General features: G+C 53.7%; 10 protein-coding genes. All 10 read left to right on the top strand.

The features are described 5' to 3' along the window. Positions 1–10: 10 nt before the first annotated feature. The 10 genes from ABD852_RS15110 (at position 11) to ABD852_RS15065 (ending at position 21,971) form a co-directional block, all read left to right on the top strand. A complete protein-coding gene (locus tag ABD852_RS15110) occupies positions 11–1,219 on the top strand; it encodes an MFS transporter (protein WP_345030364.1) in 1,209 nt (402 codons plus the stop codon). A gap of 243 nt (positions 1,220–1,462) precedes the next feature. Next, complete coding sequence (locus ABD852_RS15105; RefSeq protein ID WP_345030361.1) at positions 1,463–2,953, top strand: L-fucose/L-arabinose isomerase family protein; 1,491 nt, start codon at positions 1,463–1,465, stop codon at positions 2,951–2,953. Between the two features lie 56 nt (positions 2,954–3,009). Next, positions 3,010–6,192, top strand: coding sequence for a SusC/RagA family TonB-linked outer membrane protein (locus ABD852_RS15100; RefSeq protein WP_345030359.1), 3,183 nt, complete (start codon positions 3,010–3,012; stop codon positions 6,190–6,192). Between the two features lie 21 nt (positions 6,193–6,213). After that, positions 6,214–7,647, top strand: coding sequence for a RagB/SusD family nutrient uptake outer membrane protein (locus tag ABD852_RS15095; RefSeq protein ID WP_345030357.1), 1,434 nt, complete (start codon positions 6,214–6,216; stop codon positions 7,645–7,647). 109 nt (positions 7,648–7,756) lie between these two features. After that, positions 7,757–8,959, top strand: coding sequence for a glycoside hydrolase family 99-like domain-containing protein (locus tag ABD852_RS15090; RefSeq protein WP_345030355.1), 1,203 nt, complete (start codon positions 7,757–7,759; stop codon positions 8,957–8,959). Between the two features lie 57 nt (positions 8,960–9,016). After that, positions 9,017–11,548: a hypothetical protein gene (locus ABD852_RS15085; RefSeq protein WP_345030353.1), complete on the top strand. Its 2,532-nt coding sequence runs from the start codon at positions 9,017–9,019 to the stop codon at positions 11,546–11,548. A 15-nt stretch (positions 11,549–11,563) separates the two neighbouring features. Then, the gene (locus ABD852_RS15080; protein WP_345030351.1) at positions 11,564–16,321 is read left to right on the top strand and encodes a glycosyl hydrolase; all 4,758 of its coding nucleotides are present in this window, start codon (positions 11,564–11,566) and stop codon (positions 16,319–16,321) included. Positions 16,322–16,441: 120 nt separating this feature from the next. Beyond that, entirely contained in the window at positions 16,442–17,035 is a 594-nt protein-coding gene (locus ABD852_RS15075; RefSeq protein WP_345030348.1) for an RNA polymerase sigma factor, read from the top strand. 80 nt (positions 17,036–17,115) lie between these two features. After that, positions 17,116–18,225, top strand: coding sequence for a FecR family protein (locus ABD852_RS15070; protein WP_345030346.1), 1,110 nt, complete (start codon positions 17,116–17,118; stop codon positions 18,223–18,225). Between the two features lie 260 nt (positions 18,226–18,485). Continuing rightward, positions 18,486–21,971 (top strand): SusC/RagA family TonB-linked outer membrane protein, encoded by a 3,486-nt coding sequence (locus ABD852_RS15065; RefSeq protein ID WP_345030345.1) that lies wholly within the window; start codon positions 18,486–18,488, stop codon positions 21,969–21,971. The last annotated feature ends 2 nt before the right edge of the window (positions 21,972–21,973 follow it).

The raw sequence follows: 21,973 nt of genomic DNA, 5'->3' as shown, positions 1-21,973 counted from the left end.
AACCTGATTTATGAATCCTTTGCGCTGGCTCGTCGTATCCTTCGTATTCATTGCCACCGGCCTGAGCTTCCTGGACCGCCAGGTGCTTTCCATCGCTATCCTTAAAATACAGCAAGATTTTCACATCACCGACACGCAATACGGCTGGATCAACACCAGCTTTTTGCTGAGTTATGCCTTGATGTTTACCCTGGGGGGCTGGTTCATCGACCGGGCCGGGGGCAAGCGCGGACTGGCCTGGTCGGTAGGCATCTGGTCGGTAGCCAACACACTGCACGGCTTCATGACCAATTTCTCCCAGTTGCTTGCCTTTCGATTCCTGCTGGGCGCGGGTGAAGGCGGGGCCTTTCCCGGCGCGGCCAAAACCGTCTACACCTGGTTTGGGCCGAAAGAAAGAGGACTGGCCAACGGGATCGCCATCGGCGGCTCCGCAATAGGCGCAGTGGTAGCGCCGCCGCTCACCATATGGCTCACCAACGTGTACGGATGGCGCAGCGGGTTCGTTGTACCGGGCGTTATCGGCATCATTTGGGTCGTGCTATGGCTTTTCATTCCCTGGAAAAACACCGCCGCGCCCCAGGAAACAGCGGTTTCCCGACCACGCATCAGCATCCGGCAGCTGTTCCGGGTCAGGCCGACCTGGGTATTCATCTTCATGCGCTTTGTCCTTGACCCGGTGATGTATTTTATGATGTTCTGGACCCCAAAATACCTGAGCGAAGCCAGGGGCGTAGCCTATGAGCGAATCGGTGAGCTGTTCTGGCTCCCTTTCCTGGCACTGGGCGTCTCCAACATCCTGGGCGGCTGGTTTTCTGACAAGCTGGCGACCAGGACCCGTTCCATGAGCACCGCCCGCCGGATTGTGATGGGTGTAGCGGCCTTGCTCACCATGCTGCTCCCCATGACCGAATGGGCGGCTTCGGTCGAGCTGGCGGTCGGTTTCATGTGCCTGTATATGTTCGCCCACGGTTTGTGGATCACCAATTACATTACCGCTATTTCCGATGTTTTCGGCGCCGGGGCTACTTCTACGGTAGTAGGACTTTCCGGCACGGCCGGAGCCATTTCAAGCCTCATTCTCAACCCGATGATCGGCAAAATAATAGAAAGCTACTCCTATGCCCCGCTGTGGGTCGCTTCAGGAGTGCTGTACCCTATTGCTTTCCTTTGTTTCATCCGGCTGATCCCGCGGCTCACCCCCGTTTTCGACCCGGCCTAGTACCCCGGGACTTTACCGCATGGCACATTCGCGAAAGTCAGTTTCTTGTTTTTTTAACTTAACGCTCAAAGATAAATATCCAGAACCACTAACTAAATCCCTCTGGCTTCGACGGAGCTCAGCCGCCGTGCCTTATCGGACTCAGCCGCCGGGAGGTAGCGGTCCCTGAGCCTGTCGAAGGGTCAATTGCCGGTTGGCCACGAATTAAGATCTCAAATCAACTATTTGAAAATTAATAAGCATATGAATAGTATTTCACCTGCGGCCGTCCGTTCCGCCATCTACACCAGACGCAAGCCCACCATACCCAGAATTGCAGTCTTCGGTGTCGGCTATTACAAGTACTGGCCGCAATTCGACGGCCTGCTGGAACAGCTCATGAAAAAGCAGGAAGTCCTGATAGACAAGCTAAAATCGGGCCCGCCGGCAGAAGTAATCGACTTCGGCCTGGTGGATGACGTTTTCAAAGCCTACGAGCTGGTCCCCAAACTGAATGCAGCCAATGTCGACCTGATCTTCTGCGATATGCTTACCTATGCTACCTCCAGTACTTTCGCAGCAATTATCCGGAGCGTCAGCGCCCCCATTGTGCTGGTTGCCCTTCAGCCCGACAAGGCCATGGACTATACCAGGGCCTCCACCTACATGCAGCTCTACAATGACGATATCTGCTCCCTCCCCGAGTTTGCGGGAGTAGCGGCGCGCATGGGAAAGCGGATCCCCGACATGATCATCGGCACCCTGCACGACGACCCGGCGGCTGACGCCGAAATAGCCGAATACTGCCGGATTGCCGCCGTTCTGCACGACCTGCGGACGTCGCGCATCGGTCATATCGGCCACCCGATAGAGGCTATGTACGACATGCATTCCGATTCCACCATGCTTACCGCTCACTTCGGCGCACATATCGTACAATGCGAAGCCCACGAGATCGTCTCCCGGTACCAGCAGGCTTCGCCGGCAGAGGTAGAGCCGATGAAAGCCCGCATCCTTGATTTTTTCGACACACCGGATCCGGTATCCGATCCGATTTCGGAAAAGCTGCGGGATTCGGATCTGGAAACTTCGGCCCGGGTGACCATCGCCCTGGAGAAGTTTATCGAAGCCCGGAAGCTCGACGGCCTGGCCTACTATTACGAAGGCCCCGACAACAGCGACACGCGCACCGTGATGTCCAACCTTATTGTAGGGAACTCCCTCCTGACCGGCGCCGGCTTCCCGATGTGCGGTGAATCGGACCTGAAGACTTGTTTTGCGATGCTTATCATGGAGCGCCTGGGCATCGGGGGAAGCTTTGCGGAATTCCACCCGGTCGACTTCAGGGAAGATTTCGTACTGGTCGGTCACGACGGCCCGCATAACGTAGCCATAGCGGAAGGCCGCCCGGTGCTGCGCAGCCTGGTGAAGTATCACGGCAAACCCGGGTTCGGCGCAGGAGTGGAATTCAAGATCAAGGAAGGCCCCATCACGATGCTCAGCATCAACTCTACTTACGACGGGAAGCTCAGGTTCGTCATTGCCGAAGGACAGTCCGTCGCCGGTCCTATCCCGCCTACCGGCAACACCAATACCCGGGGGGTCTTCAAACCCGACGTGCGGACCTTCCTGCACCGCTGGATGAAGGAAGGCCCGACCCACCATTTTGCGCTGGGGGTAGGCCACCACGCAAAAGCAATCCGGAAAGTGGCCGATTACCTGGGACTGGAATCCGTCATTATCGAAACCCGCTGATCCCGGTTTATGCATTCCCCTGTCGTTCCAAAGTCTAACCCCAATCATTTGAACCAATGAAAAACACTTTAACCCGTGTATGGCTATGCTGCCTGCTTGGCATAACCTTTTGCCTGACGACGGCTTTGCCGGCTCACGCCCAGGACGGTAAAACACCGGCAAGGGGCAAGGTCACCTCAGAAGATGAGCAGGCGCCCCTGATCGGCGCCACTGTTACCGAAAAAGGTACCACGAACGGCACTACTACGGACGTGGAAGGCAGCTTCCGGCTGGAAGTAGGGCCGCGCGCTACGTTGGTGGTCAGTTTCATCGGCTACCTCGCCAAAGAGGTACCGGTAGGCAACGCCTCGACCTTTAATATCTCGCTTGCTCCTGATCAGCAGCAGCTTCAGGACCTGGTGGTGGTTGGGTATGGAACACAGCGCAAGAAAGATGTGACCGGATCGATCACCAGCATAAAGGCCGACGATATTATCCAGCCTTCCGCCGCCGGCTTCGACCAGATGCTGCAGGGAAAAGTTCCGGGGGTACAGGTAACCCAGACAACCGGTGCGCCGGGAGGGAACGTAAACATCCTGATCCGGGGCATCAGCTCCATTACCGGCGGCAACCAGCCGCTCTATGTGATCGACGGCTTCCCGATCGGGTCCGGAGGCGGCGGATCAAGCATGTCTTCCTACGGTAACGCCAACTTTTCATCAGCCAATATGGCGAACAATACAGCCACCCGGATAAATCCCCTTACCTCCATCAACCCCTCCGATATCGAATCAATCGAAATTCTGAAAGATGCTTCGGCGACCGCCATATACGGCTCGAGGGGCGCTAACGGAGTCGTCATCATCACCACCAAAAGAGGCGCTTACGGGAAATCACAGATAAATATAGATGCCTCATATGGCTTCCAGGAAGTGGCCAATAAATTGAAGTTGATGAATGCGCGGCAATACGCCGACTACCTGGTCGACGGCCGCGACAATGCATGGGTCTACGCAGGAGGGAAGAAAACAGATCCGAACGAAATAAGGTCAGCCGCAACCAGAGTAAGGCCGGAATTTCGTAACCCGGACGCCCTTACCACCGACACCGATTGGCAGGATGTTATTTTCAGGGTCGCACCCGTTAAAAACCTGCAGCTTTCCGCTAATGGCGGTACCGAGAAAGCCCGCTACATGATTTCGGGAGGATATTTCAGTCAGGAGGGTATCATCATCAACTCCGATTATGAGCGCTTCAATCTCAGAGTGAACGTAGACGCCCAGTTGAACAAGCGGGTTAAAGTAGGAAGCTCCACTTATGGATCCTATGGTTTTGGCCGGTTTGCCAATACTGAATCGCATTACGGCGCAGGCGGGCTTATCGCCAATGTGCTGGCGGCTTCTCCGACCATCCCGGTTTACAACCCGGATGGAAGCTACTACTTCAACCAGGCTGACGTGACAGACGGGTTGGGCTTTCTCGCCAATGTACTGGCAGTGAGCGAAGGCTCCCAGGACAGGCGGAAGAATATGAACATTTTCACCAATAATTATCTCGAAATAGCACTGACGGACGACCTGGTATTTAAATCGACGATAGGAGTCAACTATTCTACGGGCTCCATCAGGCTCTGGCGCACGTCTGCCGTTCCTTTTTCTACTACGCTGAATTACCCGGCCACTGCCGGGACAACCAAGTCGGAAAGCCTGAACTGGCTGAACGAAAACACACTAACTTACAGCAAAGTGTTCAATCAAAAGCATTTCGTCAATGGTGTAGTTGGCTTTACAGCTCAAAAAAGTACTTCCGACAGGCTATCGGCGGGGGCTTCCGATTTCGCTACCGAGTACATCCCCTATATTTCGGCAGGTATTGTCAACGCCGGCACGCAGATCGTCAGCGAATGGTCCTTGCTTTCCATGATGGCCAGGGTCAATTATTCCTATGCCGGCAAGTATATGTTCACGGCCACCCTCCGCCGGGACGGCAGCTCCAGGTTCGGGCGGAATCACAAATGGGGCGCATTCCCGTCCTTCTCGGTAGGATATAACCTCGCGGAAGAAGATTTCATGAAGAAAGTAAATTTCATTTCGACCTTGAAAATACGGGCGAGCTACGGAATCTCAGGTAATAATTCCATCGGTGATTACTCCCACATAGGCCTGCTGTCCACGACCCGATACCTGGAAGGCAATTCTCTGAAGCAGGGACTGGTACCCACCAGCCTGTCAAACGATGATCTGACCTGGGAAAAATCGAAACAAACTAACCTGGGGATTGATTTAGGACTGTTCCGGGATCGCCTGACCCTTACCGCGGATGTTTACAAAAACCTGAAAACAGATTTGCTTCTGGCAGTACAATTGCCTGCCGCCTCCGGCTTTACGAATTCGACCCAGAACATAGGCGACATCGAAAACAAGGGGATGGAATTCGGGCTGAGCAGCATCAATATTAAAGGCAGGCGATTTGAATGGAACTCCGGCTTAACCTTCAGCGCTAATAGGAACAAGGTCCTGAAACTGGCTACCGAAGGTGGACGTATTTCAAACTCAAACTACCAGATTACCCAGGTAGGATCGCCTATTGCAAGCTTTTTTCTCATCAACAAACTCGGCGTGTTTATGAACAGCGCCGAACTTGACGGCGCTGCGCTCTACCACCCGAAAACACAGGCGGGAGACCTGAAATTTGAGGATGTCAACAAGGACGGGGTTATCAACCAAAGCGACCGCAAGATCGTGGGAAGCCCCTGGCCTGATTTTACATGGGGGTTTGATAACGGCTTCAGGTTTTCCAGGTTAAGCCTGAACGTCGCCGTCACAGGCTCGCAGGGGGGCTACAATTTCATTCAATGGGAGGCACTGTTCGGCTCTAACGGTGTACAGAACGGGCTGGAGCTCCAGGACAGAAGGTGGCGCTCGGAAAGCGACCCAGGCGACGGCATCATGCCGAGATCCATCCGGAGCAACCACGCGCTCGGCTTCGGGGTTTCGTCCCACTATCTTTTCAAAAATTCTTTCACGCGTATCCGGAATATCAGCCTCGCTTACGACTTACCGACAAAACTGACGTCCCGCTTGAAGCTGAGCAATTTCAATGTCTATATGAATGTATCCAATGTATTTACATTCACAGACTACCCCGGCTATGACCCTGAATCCAGCACGACCGGGGATAACATTACGAGCGCCGGTGTGGATTATATCAACTACCCCCTTCCCCGAACTTATACGGCCGGCATTAAATTATCATTCTGATCTACCTAAACCCATTATCATATGAAAAAGTACCTGTTGTTCAGCATGATCGCGGTGGTAGGCGCTTCCTGTTCCGAATTCCTGACGCTACAGCCTGAAAACCAGATCAGCGAGAACTCTTTCTATAAGAACATCAATGATTTCGATGCGGCCTTGTCGGGAACTTATGCAGAGCTGCAAACGCTGCATGATGCAGCGATCGTATACGTTGGTGACCTTACAACCGACAACGCGGAAATCAAGTGGACAGTGCCCGCTGTTGCCGAAACGGAGTTCGACGAGATGAACCCGACCCCCGCAAACAGCTTTTTGAATACTATCTGGATGTCGTCCTATAAGGTGATTTCCAGGTCTAACACGATTTTATCCCTGCTGGATAATTCGGGGCTGACCGGCTCCCAAAAAGACAGGCTTCGGGGTGAATGCCTTTTTCTGAGGGGCTATTCCTATTTTTACCTGGTCAGGATTTTCGGAGCCGTACCCCTCGTTGAGGTGGCATTCAGAAGCCCGAACGAGATCATGAACTTTGATATGTCCCGGAAGGAACCCGCCCTGGTGTATGGTCTGATTGAACGCGATCTGACCGATGCTGCTGCGCTGTTGACGGGCGTGACCGGTTTAGCCAAAAGTCGTGCGTCTGCCGGAGCGTCCGAAACACTGCTGGGCAAAGTTTATCTCACTACGAAGCAATTTGACAAGGCGGCAGCTATTTTAAAAAGAGTTATAGACAGCAACACATATGCCCTGCAGCCCGAATACGGCACTTTGTTCACGAATGGCAATGACAACCTGAAAGAATCTGTCTTTGAAATACTTTATATGTCCGGCAATGTCGGAGAAGGCAATTCATTTTCAAGTATTTTCACTCCTGCCCGGTTTGATATGGCAATTTTTCCGGGAAATATGCAGGGATCCGGACGCATAGTTCCTACCCCGGAAATTGCCGCCGCCTATGAAAACGGCGACAAGCGCCGTCCCGTATCGGTCAGGGATTCGATACGCACCAACACCGGAAAGTATGAGAAAGACCTGTTCGGGCTCAAATTTGTAGATTTCACTACCGGCATCGTCGGAGATGGCGGTATCAACTTCACCTCACTCCGTTACGCGGATGTGCTGATGATGTACGGAGAGAGCCTGAATGAGCTCGGACAGACCGGGCCGGCACATGAATACTTAAATGCGGTTAGGATCCGGGCAGGTCTGCCTGGAGTTTCGGGCCTGTCGCAGTCGGAATTTCGCCTGGCTATGGAGATGGAAAGAAGGCTCGAATTCTTCCTGGAAGGCCACCGCTGGTTCGACCTGGTGCGTACCAACAGGGCGGAGACCGTGCTGAATGACTATTTCAGAAGCAAAGGATTAAGTTTTACGGTGGCGCCACATGAACTGATCATGCCGATCCCGATCAGGGAAATAGACATCAATCCTAACCTGGGGCAGAATCAGGGCTACTAATTCAGTGGCCACCTCCCTGCCTCATCGGTACTGTGCCCCCACAGGCGGGAACTTTATGCCCATGCATTTACAATAGTGTAACAATCAATCATTTAAAAATTCCGAATAAATGAAATGGTTTTCATACATCCTGGCTTCTTTTATCATAATTAGCATTTCCCCGGCAAATAGCCAGAAATCTTCCGCCGCCCGCCCCGAGGTTGCCGTAGTTTATTATCCTCACTGGCATACCTACAAGCATGGCAATGCCTGGAAAGGGGAAAACTGGACCGAGTGGCAGGAAATGGCCGACGCTATACCCAGGTTTCCGGGACATGAGCAGCCAAAGGTTTCTTCGTGGGGCCCCTTCGACGAGTCCGATCCCGGCTGGGTCGAAAAAGAAATCGACCTGGCAGCCGACCACGGGATTGATGTCTTTCTGTACGATTGGTATTGGTACAGCGGTGTAAAAAACATGGAAGAAGCCCTTGAAAACGGCTTTCTTAAGGCAAAAAACCGGAGCCGCATGAAATTCGCGCTGATGTGGGCTAATCATGACCGGCGGGATCAGTTTTACCCCGAGTACGGGGTACCACGCAATATCTGGCTCTATTCGCGGCACACGGAAAAGGACCTGATCGATGTGGTGAACTACGGCATTAAGACTTATTTTAAAGAGCCCATTTACTGGAGGGTGAACGGGGAACTGTTTTTCAGCATCTTTGAAACAAAAAAATTCATCGATCAACTGGGGGGACCGGCCAGGACGAAGGAAATATTTGAAAACATCGACCGCCTCCTTGCCGAGCACGGGCTGCCCAAAATGCACTGGAGTGGCATGGTTCCCAATACAGAAGTAGCGCAGATGGCAGAAAAAGCCGGTTTCAAAAGCACCAGCAAGTACAATATTTCCAGTTCTAATAAAATGAGCCCCGATCTGACGGTCAATTATTCTGATCTGATCGACGAACATACCTCGTTCTGGAAGTCAATTACTGCAGACACCCGCCTGCCGCACATGCCGGTGGTTACTATGGGGTGGGATCCTACTCCCCGATGCCGGCTCGACGTTCCCTGGCCCTTTAAAAAGATCGAGTATCCGTATACGCAAGTGGTGATAGGGAATACGCCGGAAAAATTCCGGGAGCTTCTCGGTAAATCGAAGAGACAAGTGGAAACAGACAAGTCGAAACACCTGAACGCCATATTGATCAACGCCTGGAATGAATGGACGGAAGGGGCCTACCTTCTCCCCGAAAAAAGAACCGGGACTCAATACCTGGAAGCCATTAAGAATGTTTACGGATTAGCTCCTGCAACCAGGCAGAAATAGTCCGATTTCCGAAACCGGCTGAGAAACTTCCTGTTAAGCCTTTTACCAGACAAAGTAATGCCTACCCGCAAGATTAGACTCTTTTGTATATGCTTCCTGTATGGCATATCTGTTCAGCTCTCCGGCGCCCAGCCTGCCCTGTCCCCCCTCCGGGGCAAGCCCTTCAACAATATCACGCTGGAAGCTTCGCTGAAGCCTTTCAAGATAAACGAGAAGGAATACATCCGGGCCGTCGCTACCGAGATGTTCACGCAATGGCATTCGCTGCTCCGGCATACAGATACCGTTTCGGTAATGCTCTGGACCGGCGACGGCTCGGAAATTCTCGACTATAAGGGTACACCCGGTCAGCCGCTGGAATGGGCCCGGTACATGGGAAATCCTAACACACAGCACGAAGTAGGCTCAGGTCCCAAAGCGCTTTCGATACACGAACGGGCCTACCTGTACCTGGAAAACCCGCCTTCCTTTACCTACGACGACCTGCGTTTTATCATTGGGTCGCTGAAGGAAGCCGGCCGGAAGATAACCGGGAAGCCGGTCCTGGTGGGCGCTACCTTCGACCCCGGACCGGAGTTTGCCAAATCTGAATTCAAATACAGGAAACACCCGGAAATCCTGGGCGGCAGCGCAATGGGACATAAATCGTTTGTGGACTGTTATGCCGTTCTGAAAGCAGACAAGGACCGCTATGCCGGCTTCCCCGGCGGGATTCCGGACCGAACTGCTTTCGGTACATTTTTCGGGCGCCAGAGCCGGCACTTTCTGACCGACATGGGCTTTGATTACATCTGGTTCAGCAACGGCTTCGGATTCGGCGCCGAAGGATGGTCTTCCACCGGAGCGACATTCGACGGCAAAGCGTTCAAACAGGACCTGCTACCGGCCTTTTCCGGGAAAGTGCTGGATTTCTGGAAGCTTTTCAGGAAAGAATGCCCCGACTTCCAGATCCAGACCCGGGGCACCAACCTTTCGGTAGGCACCGACCTGGCACGGGATGCGGTCAATCTCAAAAATATCTACGAGGGCAAATTCAATATGCTGCCCCCGCCCAACTCTCCCTGGGCGGCGCTGGACGGCGACTTCGGCCTGGAAATGATCGGTTACATGTCGCGGATGGCCGAACTGCCCGATAACCGGTACCTGTTCAGGTATTATACCCACGATCCCTGGTGGCTCAACAGCCCGTGGCTCGATCGCTACGGGCGCGAGCCGCACGACATCTATCTTCCCATGTCGGTTTGCCGCATCGACAAAAACGGTAATATCGGCCTGCCGACGCATCTTAACTTCCTGACCATTGACGACACCCACGGCAACATGCCCACACAGGTGCCCGATGAGGTAACGCCTCACATCCTGAAGGCGCGCTACGACTCCCCTACCGCACCGGGACCGCTGGTTTGGGTATACCCATTTGACGAATACCATCAATGGGCCAATCATGCTCCCGGGCGGCTTCCGGAAGTTTACTACGGCGACTGGTTCATCCGCCAGGCAATCAACAACGGGCTGCCGCTGAATACTGTTATTTCCACCACCTCCTTCCAGGCTGCCATTCAACAGAAACCCGGCCTTTTCAGGGAATCAGTCCTGATCACGATCGCCCCCGACGCCGGAACAACGCTTGAAAAAGCGCTGATCGGGTTTGTCGAAAACGGTGGAAAGCTCATCATTTTCGGCCCCACGGATCACAGCAGCGATATTTTCAAAAGCTTCCTTAACCTGCAGAACAGCACCGCGCTGGAAGGCGAGTTCCGGATTAAAAACCTTTACCTGCCCGACAGGACCGCCACCGGGTATCCGGACATCATCAACCACCGGTCGCTGTTCAACGGCGGTGGTATTGCAACGCGCATTCAGAATCCCAAAGCGCCGGGCACGCGGCCGCTCGTCCGGTTTGAACAAAACGGAGCATTCCGCGATGTAGCCTGGTCGGTTCAGTCCCCGGCCTGGAAAGGCGGCAAAGTCGTGTACCTCCGCGGCACGAATTCCAGCCATTTTACAGGCGGGCGTTTACTGACCCCGGACAAGCCCGAGCAGTATTTCACAGGCCCGCTGTACCTGAGATATGCGCTGCAGGAATTCGGTCTCAACATCTTTGTGGACAAGCAGGCCCCGACCATTAAAAACCCCGTTCTGACGATTGCGCGCTCCGACAATGCTTTCATTTTCTCCGGGTACCATCCCAACAGCACCATCCGCGACCGTTTTAAATTCCCCCAGGGCGCACCTTTGCTGCTGGGCCTGCAAACGGTACTAGAAAACGGCCATTCCGCCTATGTGCTGCCTACCAGCTGGAACCGTGAATGCCGGGCGTTTGTGGAGCAAAAAGACGGCATGGTTTCTTTCAGAGAACTCCACTCCGGTCAGAAAGATGTAGATAAACGCTATGAAATAGACGGGCTGAAAAACGCTACAGTCAGAATTTACGCCGGGAACGACACCCGATCCGACAATTTCCAGGCCTACGTCAATTCCGCCTACCCCTGGAAAAAAGGCCAGTGGGTATTCAAAGAAATGAACGATGAGCTGGGACACTATTTCCTGGTCGAAAATGTAACCGGAAGACTCTCTTTTGCCTGGTAACCCGCTTCACCCGCCATGAAACCTTTCCCTTTTTCCGTATGGATGACCCGCCTTGAAGCCCTCTGTCTGATCGCAGCCTGCCTGTTTTGTGCTACCTCGGAAGCCCAGCAGGCCGACCTTTACCGCAAATTCTCTACTGGTTTCCGGAACCCGCCTGCTCGGGCACATCCGCTGGTATATCACTGGTGGCTCGGAGGCCACGTCGATACGATCAGGCTGAAAGAAGAGATCCGGGCCTTCAGTGATGCAGGAGTGGCCGGTTTCACCATTTTCGAAATCGGCTCCAGGGACACGGTGCTGGTAGGCACCGGGCCGGAGTTCCTGGGAGATGAATCGTTCAGAACAATCAGGCTGGCGGTAGACGAGGCGGGGAAATTCGGGATGGAAGTCGGGCTCAATACGGCCAGCAGCTGGAATGCAGGCGGTAAGTGGATCCCCGCCCGGCACGCTGCAAAATCGATTTATCAATCGGCCGTGACCACCGCAGGAGGCGGTCGGCTTAAGCTGAAAATTCCTTTCCCTGAAATTCCGGAACGGGATCCCGGGGGTAGAAAACGGATGATTGAATGGGGTAACAACGGGAAGCCGGCTTACTCGGAGGAAATAGCGGTGCTGGCCATCCCGGCGGGGAAAGTGCACGCAGATACAAGCGTCCTTCACGATGTCTCCGGGCATTTTGACCCCGGAACCGAAACGCTTGACTGGAATTTTCCGCCCGGAGATTGGAAAATAGTCCGATATGTATGTGCCAATTCCGGTGAAAACCTGGTACTGCCCAGCCGGCATTCGGCGGGACCGATCATCGACCACTTTGACGCCGAAGCGACGGCTTTCCACTTCAATTATATCATCAACCGGCTGGAATCGGTACTGGGGGACCTCCGGAAAACGGCGCTCAAAAGTCTCTACATGGCCAGCTACGAAGCGCGCGGTTTTACCTGGACCCCTACCCTGGCAGCCGAATTCAGGCAGGTCAACGGCTACGGAATAAAAAAACTCCTGCCTGCCCTGTTTGATGAAACCTTCTTTCCGCCTGCCATAACCGCCCGGTTCAAAGCCGACTTTCAGCACACGCTTTCGGAGCTGATGATCCGCAACTTCTACATGAAGTCAAAGGAAATTTGCAATGCCCACGGCTTGAAAAACAACAGCGAGGCGGGTGGCCCCGGGTTGCCCCTGCACCGGGTGCCGGTAGAACCGCTAAAGGCGCTGGGCAAAGGGCTGGACATTCCCAGGGGCGAATTCTGGATCAACCATGAGCAATTCAACGCCGACGGCATCGACATCCTGAGGGTAGTAAAAGAAGTGTCGTCGGCGGCCCATATTTACGGGTCACGGATTGTTGAAATGGAAGCCTTCACCTCGTTTCAGCACTGGCAGGAAGGCCCCTTTGAAATGAAGCCCGCCGGTGACCGGGCATTTGCCGAAGGAATGAACCGCGTAGTCGTGCATGGTTCCACCCATAACCCGGCGGGAACCGGACACCCCGGAATTGTATACCATGCCGGTACCCACTATAACGACAAGCAGGTTTGGTGGAAAAAAATAAAACCATTCAACCAATACCTGGCCAGGATTTCATACCTGCTGCAGGAAGCTGATTTCGAAGCGGATGTGCTGTACTACTACGGCGATACCATTCCTAACTATGGCGGTCACAAACACGGCCGGTTTTCCCCGGGCGCCGGGTATGACTATGAGCTGATCAACACGGAAATCCTGCTGAATCTTGAGGTGAAAAACGGGCGGCTGGTCAATCCCGGAAACGGCGGTACCTTCAGGCTGCTGGCATTGACCAAAGAGCAGGAAATCCCGGACCAGGTACGGGCAAAGTTAAATGACCTGTCAAAAAAAGGGGCCGTCATCTCGGGGTTAAAGCATGAAAAAGCAACGGCCGGCCAGCTGTTGAAAGCCATGAACGTACCGCCTGACTTCGATTACGACGACAAAGACCTGTTTACCCTGGACTACACGCACTATCGGAAAGACGGATTGGATTTTTATTTTGTGGTCAATACCACCGGCGATTGGGTATCGCGGAACCTGACCTTCAGGCAATTTAAAAAAACACCCGAAGTCTGGGACCCGGTAACGGGAGAGATCGCCGCAATAACCATTTTTGAGCAGGGTACCGGCGGTATCACCCTTCCCCTGGCACTGGCGCCATACGAAAGCACATTCGTGGTTTTCCAGCCCGGCAGTACAGGTGAAAGCTATACGAAAATCAACTCCGGGAAAATCGATCCGCCCAAAATCCGCTACGGGGAGTACGGCATGGAAATCTGGGAAGACGGGATGTTTGAATTGCACCACGGCAGCAAAGGCCGGAAATTCCCCAACCGGCTGCACGTAAGAACGCTTGAAGGCGCCTGGGAGGTATTTTTCGACAAAACCCGGGGCGCCCCTGAAAAGGCAATTTTCCCCGCACTGTCATCCTGGACGCTGTCTGAAACCGACGGTATCAGGTATTATTCCGGCACCGCGCGCTATGAGAAGCAGTTTGTTCACACCCGGCACACGGGCGGCCAGCCGGGCGGGCGGGTTTACCTGGACCTGGGCGACCTCTCCCATGTAGCGGAAGTCTGGCTGAACGGCCGGTCCCTCGGAATTACATGGGCCAAACCCTTCCGTTTTGAAGTTACGGGACTCCTGTTGGCCGGTATGAATAAACTTGTAGTGGAGGTAGCCAACACCTGGTCCAACCGCATTACCGGCGACGCCATTACCGGGCAGAAGGTCACACGTACCCATGTCCCCGGTACTTTCGTCAAAGGCATCAACCAGGTCAGGATTCCCTGGAGAGATGTCCCGCTGATTCCTTCCGGGCTGTTCGGGCCGGTTACGTTCACCACCCTATTTCCCGTTGCTGGCGCGAAGGAACTGAGCGTGGCCCGGATCTTCTCCGACTACATGGTACTCCAGCGCGACAAACCTGTACCGGTATGGGGTACGGGTACGCCGGACGATGAAGTCGCCGTACAACTTGGCGGGCATTCTTTTCGATGCAAAGTAGGGAGCGACGGTCGTTGGCAGGGCAATCTGCCCGCCTTTCCGGCCGGCGGCCCCTATACCTTGCGGGTCCAGGGGCCGCAAAAAAAGGTGGAGTTCAGCAATGTGCTGATCGGGGATGTGTGGTTTGCATCCGGACAATCCAATATGGAACATGCGGTGGCAGGATGGGAATGGATCCCCCACTCCGCCATCCGGGATGCAGAAAAGGAGTTGAAAGATACCCATTTTCCCCGGGTCAGGCTCTTTAACGTTTCGTTGTTCCCGTCACCGGCCCCGCTGCCGGACCTGGCCGCGGACGACAAGTGGCAGGTAGCCGGCGCGCAGTCGCTGGCTGGCTTTTCCGCCTCTGCCTGGTTCTTTGCCAAAAAGCTGAACCGGGAACTGAACATACCTATCGGTATCATACACAGTGCCTGGGGCGGTACCTCTATCCTGGCATGGTCCAACCCGGAATCTCTCGATGATTTCAGCGATTCATTGCACCTGAAGCCTTTCGCAGGAAATTACACGGCGCCGGTTTGGAAGGAAATGGTCCGCGAGAGCATCAGCAACCACCGCGAAAGACGAATCAGGATGAGCTACGCCAGTCCGGAAGCCCTCAGTACAGTCTTGCACGACGCTAGCGGCCGCCTGGATTGGCAGACGACGGAAATCCCGGCCGAAGGCAAAAAGTTCGGGGCCGTAACCTGGCTTAAAAAAGATATCACGATCCCGGAAGACATATCCGGCACCGGGCTGGAACTCAGCCTGGGATTCCTGAACAGGCAAAGCAATGTCTACTGGAACGGCACGGAACTGGGTTACTTTCAATACCCGGCGCCTGTAAAAATAAAAGTTCCGGCTTCCCTTGTAAAACCGGGCCGAAACCGGATCGTCATCCGGCTGTCCAATCAATGGGAGACCGGCCAGGTACAGGGCAAACCCGAAGCCTTCACGCTCAGGGCCGAGGTGGCGGAGTTCGGACTTCCTCTCGCGGGCAATTGGGAGGTATTGGAGGGCCTGGAACCTATCCCCGCCCCACAACCGTCTTACGTCAACCAGCCTTCGTTCCTGTTTAACGGCATGGTCAATCCCGTTGTTCCCTACGCGATCAAAGGCGTTATCTGGAACCAGGGCGAAGCAGATGCTGCCAGGCCGGCCTTGTATGCGCGGCTTTTCACCCGGTTGATAGGTGACTGGCGGAAGCTCTGGAGAGACGACCGCCTCCCTTTCTTTTTTGTGCAGGGTTCGAACGCCTATTATACCCACGAATTCGGTAAGAGAACCTTTTCCAAAAGCTATCTGAGGGAAGCCCAGGCAAAGGCCCTGGCGCTGGACGGCACCGGGATGGTGGTCTCAGCCGACATCGGTGATCCATATGACGTGCACCCCAAAAACAAGCAGGATTATGGTAACCGGCTGGCGCTGCAAGCCCTTAAAAAAGTCTACGGGAAGGATATCGCTGCCGACGGTCCGGTTTACCAATCGCATCGCATAACGGGTGATACCGTCATCATAGAGTTCGAAAAATCATCCGGCCCAGTGGTTTTGCGGAAGCATGCCGTCGGGAACTGTTGCTTCGAGCTATCCGGTCAGGCGGGCCGGTTCTTTGCCGCGGAAGCTATAGTGAAGGAAAATAAAGTTTATGTTTTTTCGCCATCGGTCCGCCGGCCGCAAGTGCTGAGATACGCCTGGGGCGACAACCCGTCGGTATGTGTATTTAACCAGGCCGGGCTACCTATGGCGCCCCTGAGGATAGGTGATGAAGGCTCATATAAATAAACAGGGTGTTTCCGGGTAAAAATGCAGGCCGTCAAACTTATGGTAATGATTGCTTAATGTAGAACAGTACTACCCGAATCGCCGGATTTATTAAGTTTGGACCTGAATTGTTTTCACACTATGGACTTTCCATCGTCAGATTTTCATTTATGGAACCGGTTCCGCGAAGGGGATAGCCAGGCATTGGGACTCATCTACAGGATGCATATAACCGAACTGCTGAGCTACGGCTACCGCATCACGTCGAACCGGCAGGTGATCAAGGACAGTATCCACGACCTGTTTCTCCACATCTGGCTGCACCGCGAAAAGCTGTCGGAGACGGATTCCATAAAATATTACCTGTTCCGTTCTTTGCGGAACAAGATTATCCACAATGTCCAGACGCCTGCAGACCCGTCGCCATTCGATCCTGATTTCAGGATTGACGAACTTTTGGCGGAAACTTCGCGGGAGCAGCAGCTCATTGAGCAGGAAACCCGCTCCGGTCAGCTGTCACGGCTCCGGCAGGCCATCGACCGCCTTCCGAAACGCCAGCAGGAGGCCATCCAGCTCCGCTACTTCCATTCTTTCAGCCTCGAAGAAATTTCATCGGTCATGCGGATGAACAACCAGTCCGTTCGCAACCTTCTGCACCGTGCCATCCTGCATTTGAGAGATCATTTCGAAATAGCGAGCGGCCTTATCCTTTCCCTGATTAAAATTTTCGGGTAAAAAAAATAATTTTTTTTTTAACGGGTGAGTACACGGCCGGGTGCCTTCCATTTAGAGGTTAGAAGTTACCCTGGAAACAAATGTTTGAAAAATACGCTGCCTATAGTGCTGAAGATTTTGCGCAGGACGAATACTTTGTCGGATGGGTACAGTCTCCGGGTCCGGAGAGTGATCAGTTCTGGAACGATTTCCAGGAGACTTTCCCCTACCAGCGCCCTGTAGTCCGTCGCGCCGTACAGACCGTACAAAATCTTGCTGTGGCGTCCCGGTCGGCTGTTCCCCAGGGAGATGCAGAAGAAATCTGGACAAACCTCCAGGCCTCAATAGCTGCCGGGAAAAAATACCTGAAATGGTGGCAGCGCCCCTGGGCGAAAGTTGCGGCCGCGGCCGTGGTAGTCGGCGCGGGCTGCATTTTTTTAGCTTCGGAACACAGCCCCGCTACCGGCTCTCATCCCGCCCTGTCCTTTCTTACTTCCGACAGCCTTCAGTTGGCTTCAGGGCCGGAACTCAGGGAGTTTATCAACACCACCCGCGTACCCGGCGTCATTATTTTGCCTGACAGCAGTCGCATCACCTTGCAGCCGAACGCCGTGATCCGGTACAACCAGAAGGCCTTTCTGGGCGCTACGCGAAACGTACAGCTTGTGGGAGAAGCCTTTTTCGAGGTAACCAGGAATACCGAAAAGCCCTTCCTGGTGTACTCCAACGGGCTGATTACCAAGGTACTCGGCACCAGCTTCAACATCAAAGCCAGGAAAGGAAGCGATAACGTCACCGTAGTGGTAAGAACCGGGAAAGTATCCGTTTTCACCCTTCCTAAAAATCCGAAGGAAGACCCCGAATCGCAGGGACTTATTTTGCGTGCCAACCAGCAGGTGGACTATTCAAAAAGGATCGAGAAATTTACCAGGACACTCGTCCCCGAGCCGGTTCCGGTCCTTTCTATTGAAGAGATGCAGCAGTTTGCTTTTCGGAACGCACCGGTTACTGAGATCTTTAAAGCGCTGGAGAAGGTGTACGACACGGAAATATTGTTTGATCAGGAGTTACTTTCCGATTGTCGTCTGACGAGCACGCTGGACGGCGACATAAGCCTTTTTGAAAAGTTGGACGTGCTTTGCGAAGCGATCGACGCTTCCTATAAAGTTGTAGATGCCCAGGTAGTCATCAGCGGCAGAAAATGCCGCTGAGCAGCCACTACCCCCGATCGAACAGCCGCCTGTCCGAACATTGTAAAACCCAATACAACTGCCTATGATTTAAACGAACTACTTAATTATAACGAAACCGGGAACGGTTGCAGCGTATCCCGGTTTCTTACTCTCCACCCTTAAACGTATAAGAATATCCGTTATTCGGATAGAGGGATAGTTATTGCTTTTGCTGAAAACAAGAACTGATCAAATCAATGAAAAAAGATCCAGATTTACAAAAAATCTTATGTAGCTTCATGAGAGTATCGCTGATACAGGTTTTCATGGCAATTTCCTTTGTCGGGATGGCTCTGGCGAAGGAAGCAGATGCCCAGGATCTGCTCAACCGCAGGATAAACCTTCAACTGGAAAACCGAAAAGTAGCGGAGATACTGGTTCGCATCGAGAGGCAGGCAAATATCAGGTTTACCTACCGGACCAGGCTGATCTCAGAAGAACTGCGGGCGACGGTAAACTACAGGAATGACAAGCTTTTAGATGTACTTGATCACCTCCTTACGCCCCTGCATATAAAATACAGGGTTATTGGAAACCAGGTTGTGCTGACCGCCGACGAACCGGCAACCGGGCAGGTTTCAACGGAGATGATTGTTCCCGCTGAAGAAGCGACCGACATCCGGATCCAGGGTACGGTAACAGATGACAAAGGCGAAGGCCTGCCCGGCGTAAGCGTGCTGGTGAAGGGTACGCAGCAGGGAACCACGACCGACGTCACCGGGAAATTCGTGGTCAGTGTTCCCGACAGGGACGCCGTTCTTGTATTTTCCTTTGTGGGTTACCTTTCGCAGGAAATTGTCGTCGGGAACCGGAGCTCCCTGAGCATCTCCCTTAAAGTCGATGAAAAAATACTCGATGAGGTTGTGGTAGTAGGTTTCGGGACCCAGAAAAAGCAGAGTGTGGTCGGGTCGATCGTACAGGCCAGCCAGGAAGACCTCAAGCGGGCCGGGAACGTAACAGATCTCAGGCAGGCGCTCACCGGGCAATTGCCCGGCCTTACCACCATCACCTCCAGCGGAGAACCCGGCGGTACGCTAACCAACGGCGGCGGCTCCGCTACCTCCATCTTTATACGCGGACGCAATACCTGGAACGGCGGACAACCCCTTATCCTGATCGACGGTGTCGAACGCGACATGAGCAACATAGACGTCAGCGAGGTGGAAACGATCTCCGTCCTGAAAGACGCTTCCGCTACAGCAGTCTTCGGCGTAAAGGGAGCAAACGGAGTTATTCTTATTACCACCAAAAGAGGATCCGAATCCAGGCCGCAACTGTCATTCAACTACAGTGCTACCGCGTTATCGGTATCACGTCTCCCGGAAAAACTGGATTCGTACGAGGCCATTATGCTCAGGAATGAGATGATTGAGCGGGAAGGACTGCTCAGCCCTGTTTCCTGGGGCGATTATGTCCCCTATGAAGTGGCATTGCGCTATAAAAAGCCTCAATCGGACATAAATGCGATCCTCTACCCGAATGTCGATTGGGAGAAGGCAATGTTCAAGGACGTATCCTGGTCCCAGCGCGCTAACCTGAATCTTTCGGGCGGGACCAGCTTCGTCAAATATTTCGGATCCCTCTCCTACCTCAACGAAGGAGATATGTTCCGCAAATACGACAACCACAAAGGTTATGACCCCAGCTACGGCTTCAACCGGTTCAACTTCAGGAGCAACCTCGACTTCAAACTGACCAAAACCACCAACCTGCGGGTCAACTTATCCGGTTTATTCAGCCAGAAAAGCACGAACTACTCTTACAATAACGAAAGCTCCGGCAACAACCTGCTCGCCTGGGCGGCCGCTTATCGCTTCCCGCCCGATGTCATCATACCGCAATATCCCGACGGAAGCTGGGGACAGAGCTATGCACTCCCTCCGGAGGCGCTGCAAAACCCAGTCGCTCTCATTTACAACACAGGTGTGTGGCAGCAGCGGAGCGTGGAACTCAGGGCCGATTTTGCGCTCGAGCAAAAACTCGATTTTATTACGAAGGGGCTGAGCTACACCGGCTCCCTGTTCTACGACAACGGCATGCAGACCCGGGGCGGGATCGGCGATCAGAACCATGCACGGCCCGAAGGGAACCTCCCCGGGAAAATCGTGTACCCGTCGCGCTACCTGGGCGGCGACCAGAATCCCGGCGAATATACCGAAACCACACCCGTAACCGCCGCCAATGCATTCGACTGGGTGGTGAACCCCTGGTTCATCAATGCGGAGGCCACCTATACCGCCGCCACCCTGAGAAGACTCATGCACCAGCACCAGGTCAATTATGCACGCGACTTCGGCATACACCATTTGGGCGCAATGGCGCTCTTCAAAAGAGAGCAGTTCGCGCGCGGGAGCATGTTCCCCAGCTATCGCGAAGACTGGGTGTTCCGGACCACGTACGACTACGATACCCGTTATCTGTTTGAATTCAATGGCGCCTACAACGGATCGGAAAAATTCGGCCCTGGTTACCGTTTCGATTTCTTTCCTTCCTTCGCTGCCGGCTGGTACGCTTCCAACGAAAAATTCTTCAAAGTCGAATGGATAAACCGGCTCAAATTCCGGTACAGCTCCGGAGTAGTGGGTGACGACGCGGGCGGAGCCCGCTGGGCCTACCAGTCGCAATATCAATACGGCGGCCAGGGCATCAACTCCGCGCTGCTCAACGCCGACCCGACCCAAAGGAGCCCCTACAATTTTTATAAGGAACAAATTGTAGGCAATCCGAGTATCAGGTGGGAAAAGGCCCGTAAAACCAATTACGGCGCTGAAATCGGGCTCTTTAAAGACCTGGTGTCCATTAATTTCGACTATTTCACCGAAAACAGAACCGATATTATCATCAACGGGACTTCACGCGCGATCTCATCCTACTTCGGCGCCACACCGCCGGCGGCCAACCTCGGGCAGGTCAGGTCAAAAGGCTATGAGGTCGAGCTGAGGCTGAATAAAGGCTTCTCCAACGGACTTCACCTCTGGAGCATGTTCTCCCTGACCCATACCGAAAACAAAATCATCAACCGTGACGACCCCGTACTCCAGGCGACCTACCTGAAGCAAGCAGGCTACCAGATCGAGCAGGTACGGTCACAGGTGCGTACCGGGTTCTACAACAACTGGGACGAGGTATTCGCCAGCACACAGCAGCAGACCAATGACCTTTCCAAGCTGCCCGGTTACTACAATATCGCCGATTTCAACGGCGACGGGGTAATTACGGGCAACGAAGATACGGTACCTTTCGGCTATTCGGAAGTCCCGATGAACAGCTACAATGCCAGTATCGGCGGCGATTACAAAGGCTTCAGCGTCACGCTCCAGTTTTATGGCGTCAACAACGTATCACGCAATATCCCCCTGAGCAATTTCTATATGTACCAGAATACGTTGTTTGCGCATACCAGGGACCACTGGTCGAAAGACAACCAGAACGCAAGCTCGTTTATTCCGCGCTGGAAATCGCAGGGGCAGTTTATCGGCGACTACTTCATTTACGATGGCTCCTACCTGCGCCTGAAAACAGCCGAAGTTGCCTACACTTTCCAGAAGCCGGTATTAAGCCGCCTGGGCATGTCTAACCTCCGCTTATTTGTAAATGGCAACAATCTTTGGTTCTGGTCCAGGCTTCCCGATGACCGGGAGGCAGCCATGTCGGGTGGAGATGCCAGTGCCGGCGCCTACCCCACACCAAAACGGATCAACATCGGCATCGATTTAACTTTTTGAGG

Source organism: Ravibacter arvi (assembly GCF_039540405.1).
GTDB lineage: Bacteria > Bacteroidota > Bacteroidia > Cytophagales > Spirosomataceae > Ravibacter > Ravibacter arvi.
The sequence above is the reverse complement of the archived record's forward strand: the minus strand, read 5'-3'. Positions and strand labels throughout refer to the sequence as shown.

Bases quoted from the DNA above. Each gene is read 5' to 3' on its own strand.
- ABD852_RS15110 (WP_345030364.1), top strand. From the start codon at position 11: ATGAATCCTTTGCGCTGGCTCGTCGTATCCTTCGTATTCATTGCCACC.
- ABD852_RS15105 (WP_345030361.1), top strand. From the start codon at position 1,463: ATGAATAGTATTTCACCTGCGGCCGTCCGTTCCGCCATCTACACCAGA.
- ABD852_RS15100 (WP_345030359.1), top strand. From the start codon at position 3,010: ATGAAAAACACTTTAACCCGTGTATGGCTATGCTGCCTGCTTGGCATA.
- ABD852_RS15095 (WP_345030357.1), top strand. From the start codon at position 6,214: ATGAAAAAGTACCTGTTGTTCAGCATGATCGCGGTGGTAGGCGCTTCC.
- ABD852_RS15090 (WP_345030355.1), top strand. From the start codon at position 7,757: ATGAAATGGTTTTCATACATCCTGGCTTCTTTTATCATAATTAGCATT.
- ABD852_RS15085 (WP_345030353.1), top strand. From the start codon at position 9,017: ATGCCTACCCGCAAGATTAGACTCTTTTGTATATGCTTCCTGTATGGC.
- ABD852_RS15080 (WP_345030351.1), top strand. From the start codon at position 11,564: ATGAAACCTTTCCCTTTTTCCGTATGGATGACCCGCCTTGAAGCCCTC.
- ABD852_RS15075 (WP_345030348.1), top strand. From the start codon at position 16,442: ATGGACTTTCCATCGTCAGATTTTCATTTATGGAACCGGTTCCGCGAA.
- ABD852_RS15070 (WP_345030346.1), top strand. From the start codon at position 17,116: ATGTTTGAAAAATACGCTGCCTATAGTGCTGAAGATTTTGCGCAGGAC.
- ABD852_RS15065 (WP_345030345.1), top strand. From the start codon at position 18,486: ATGAGAGTATCGCTGATACAGGTTTTCATGGCAATTTCCTTTGTCGGG.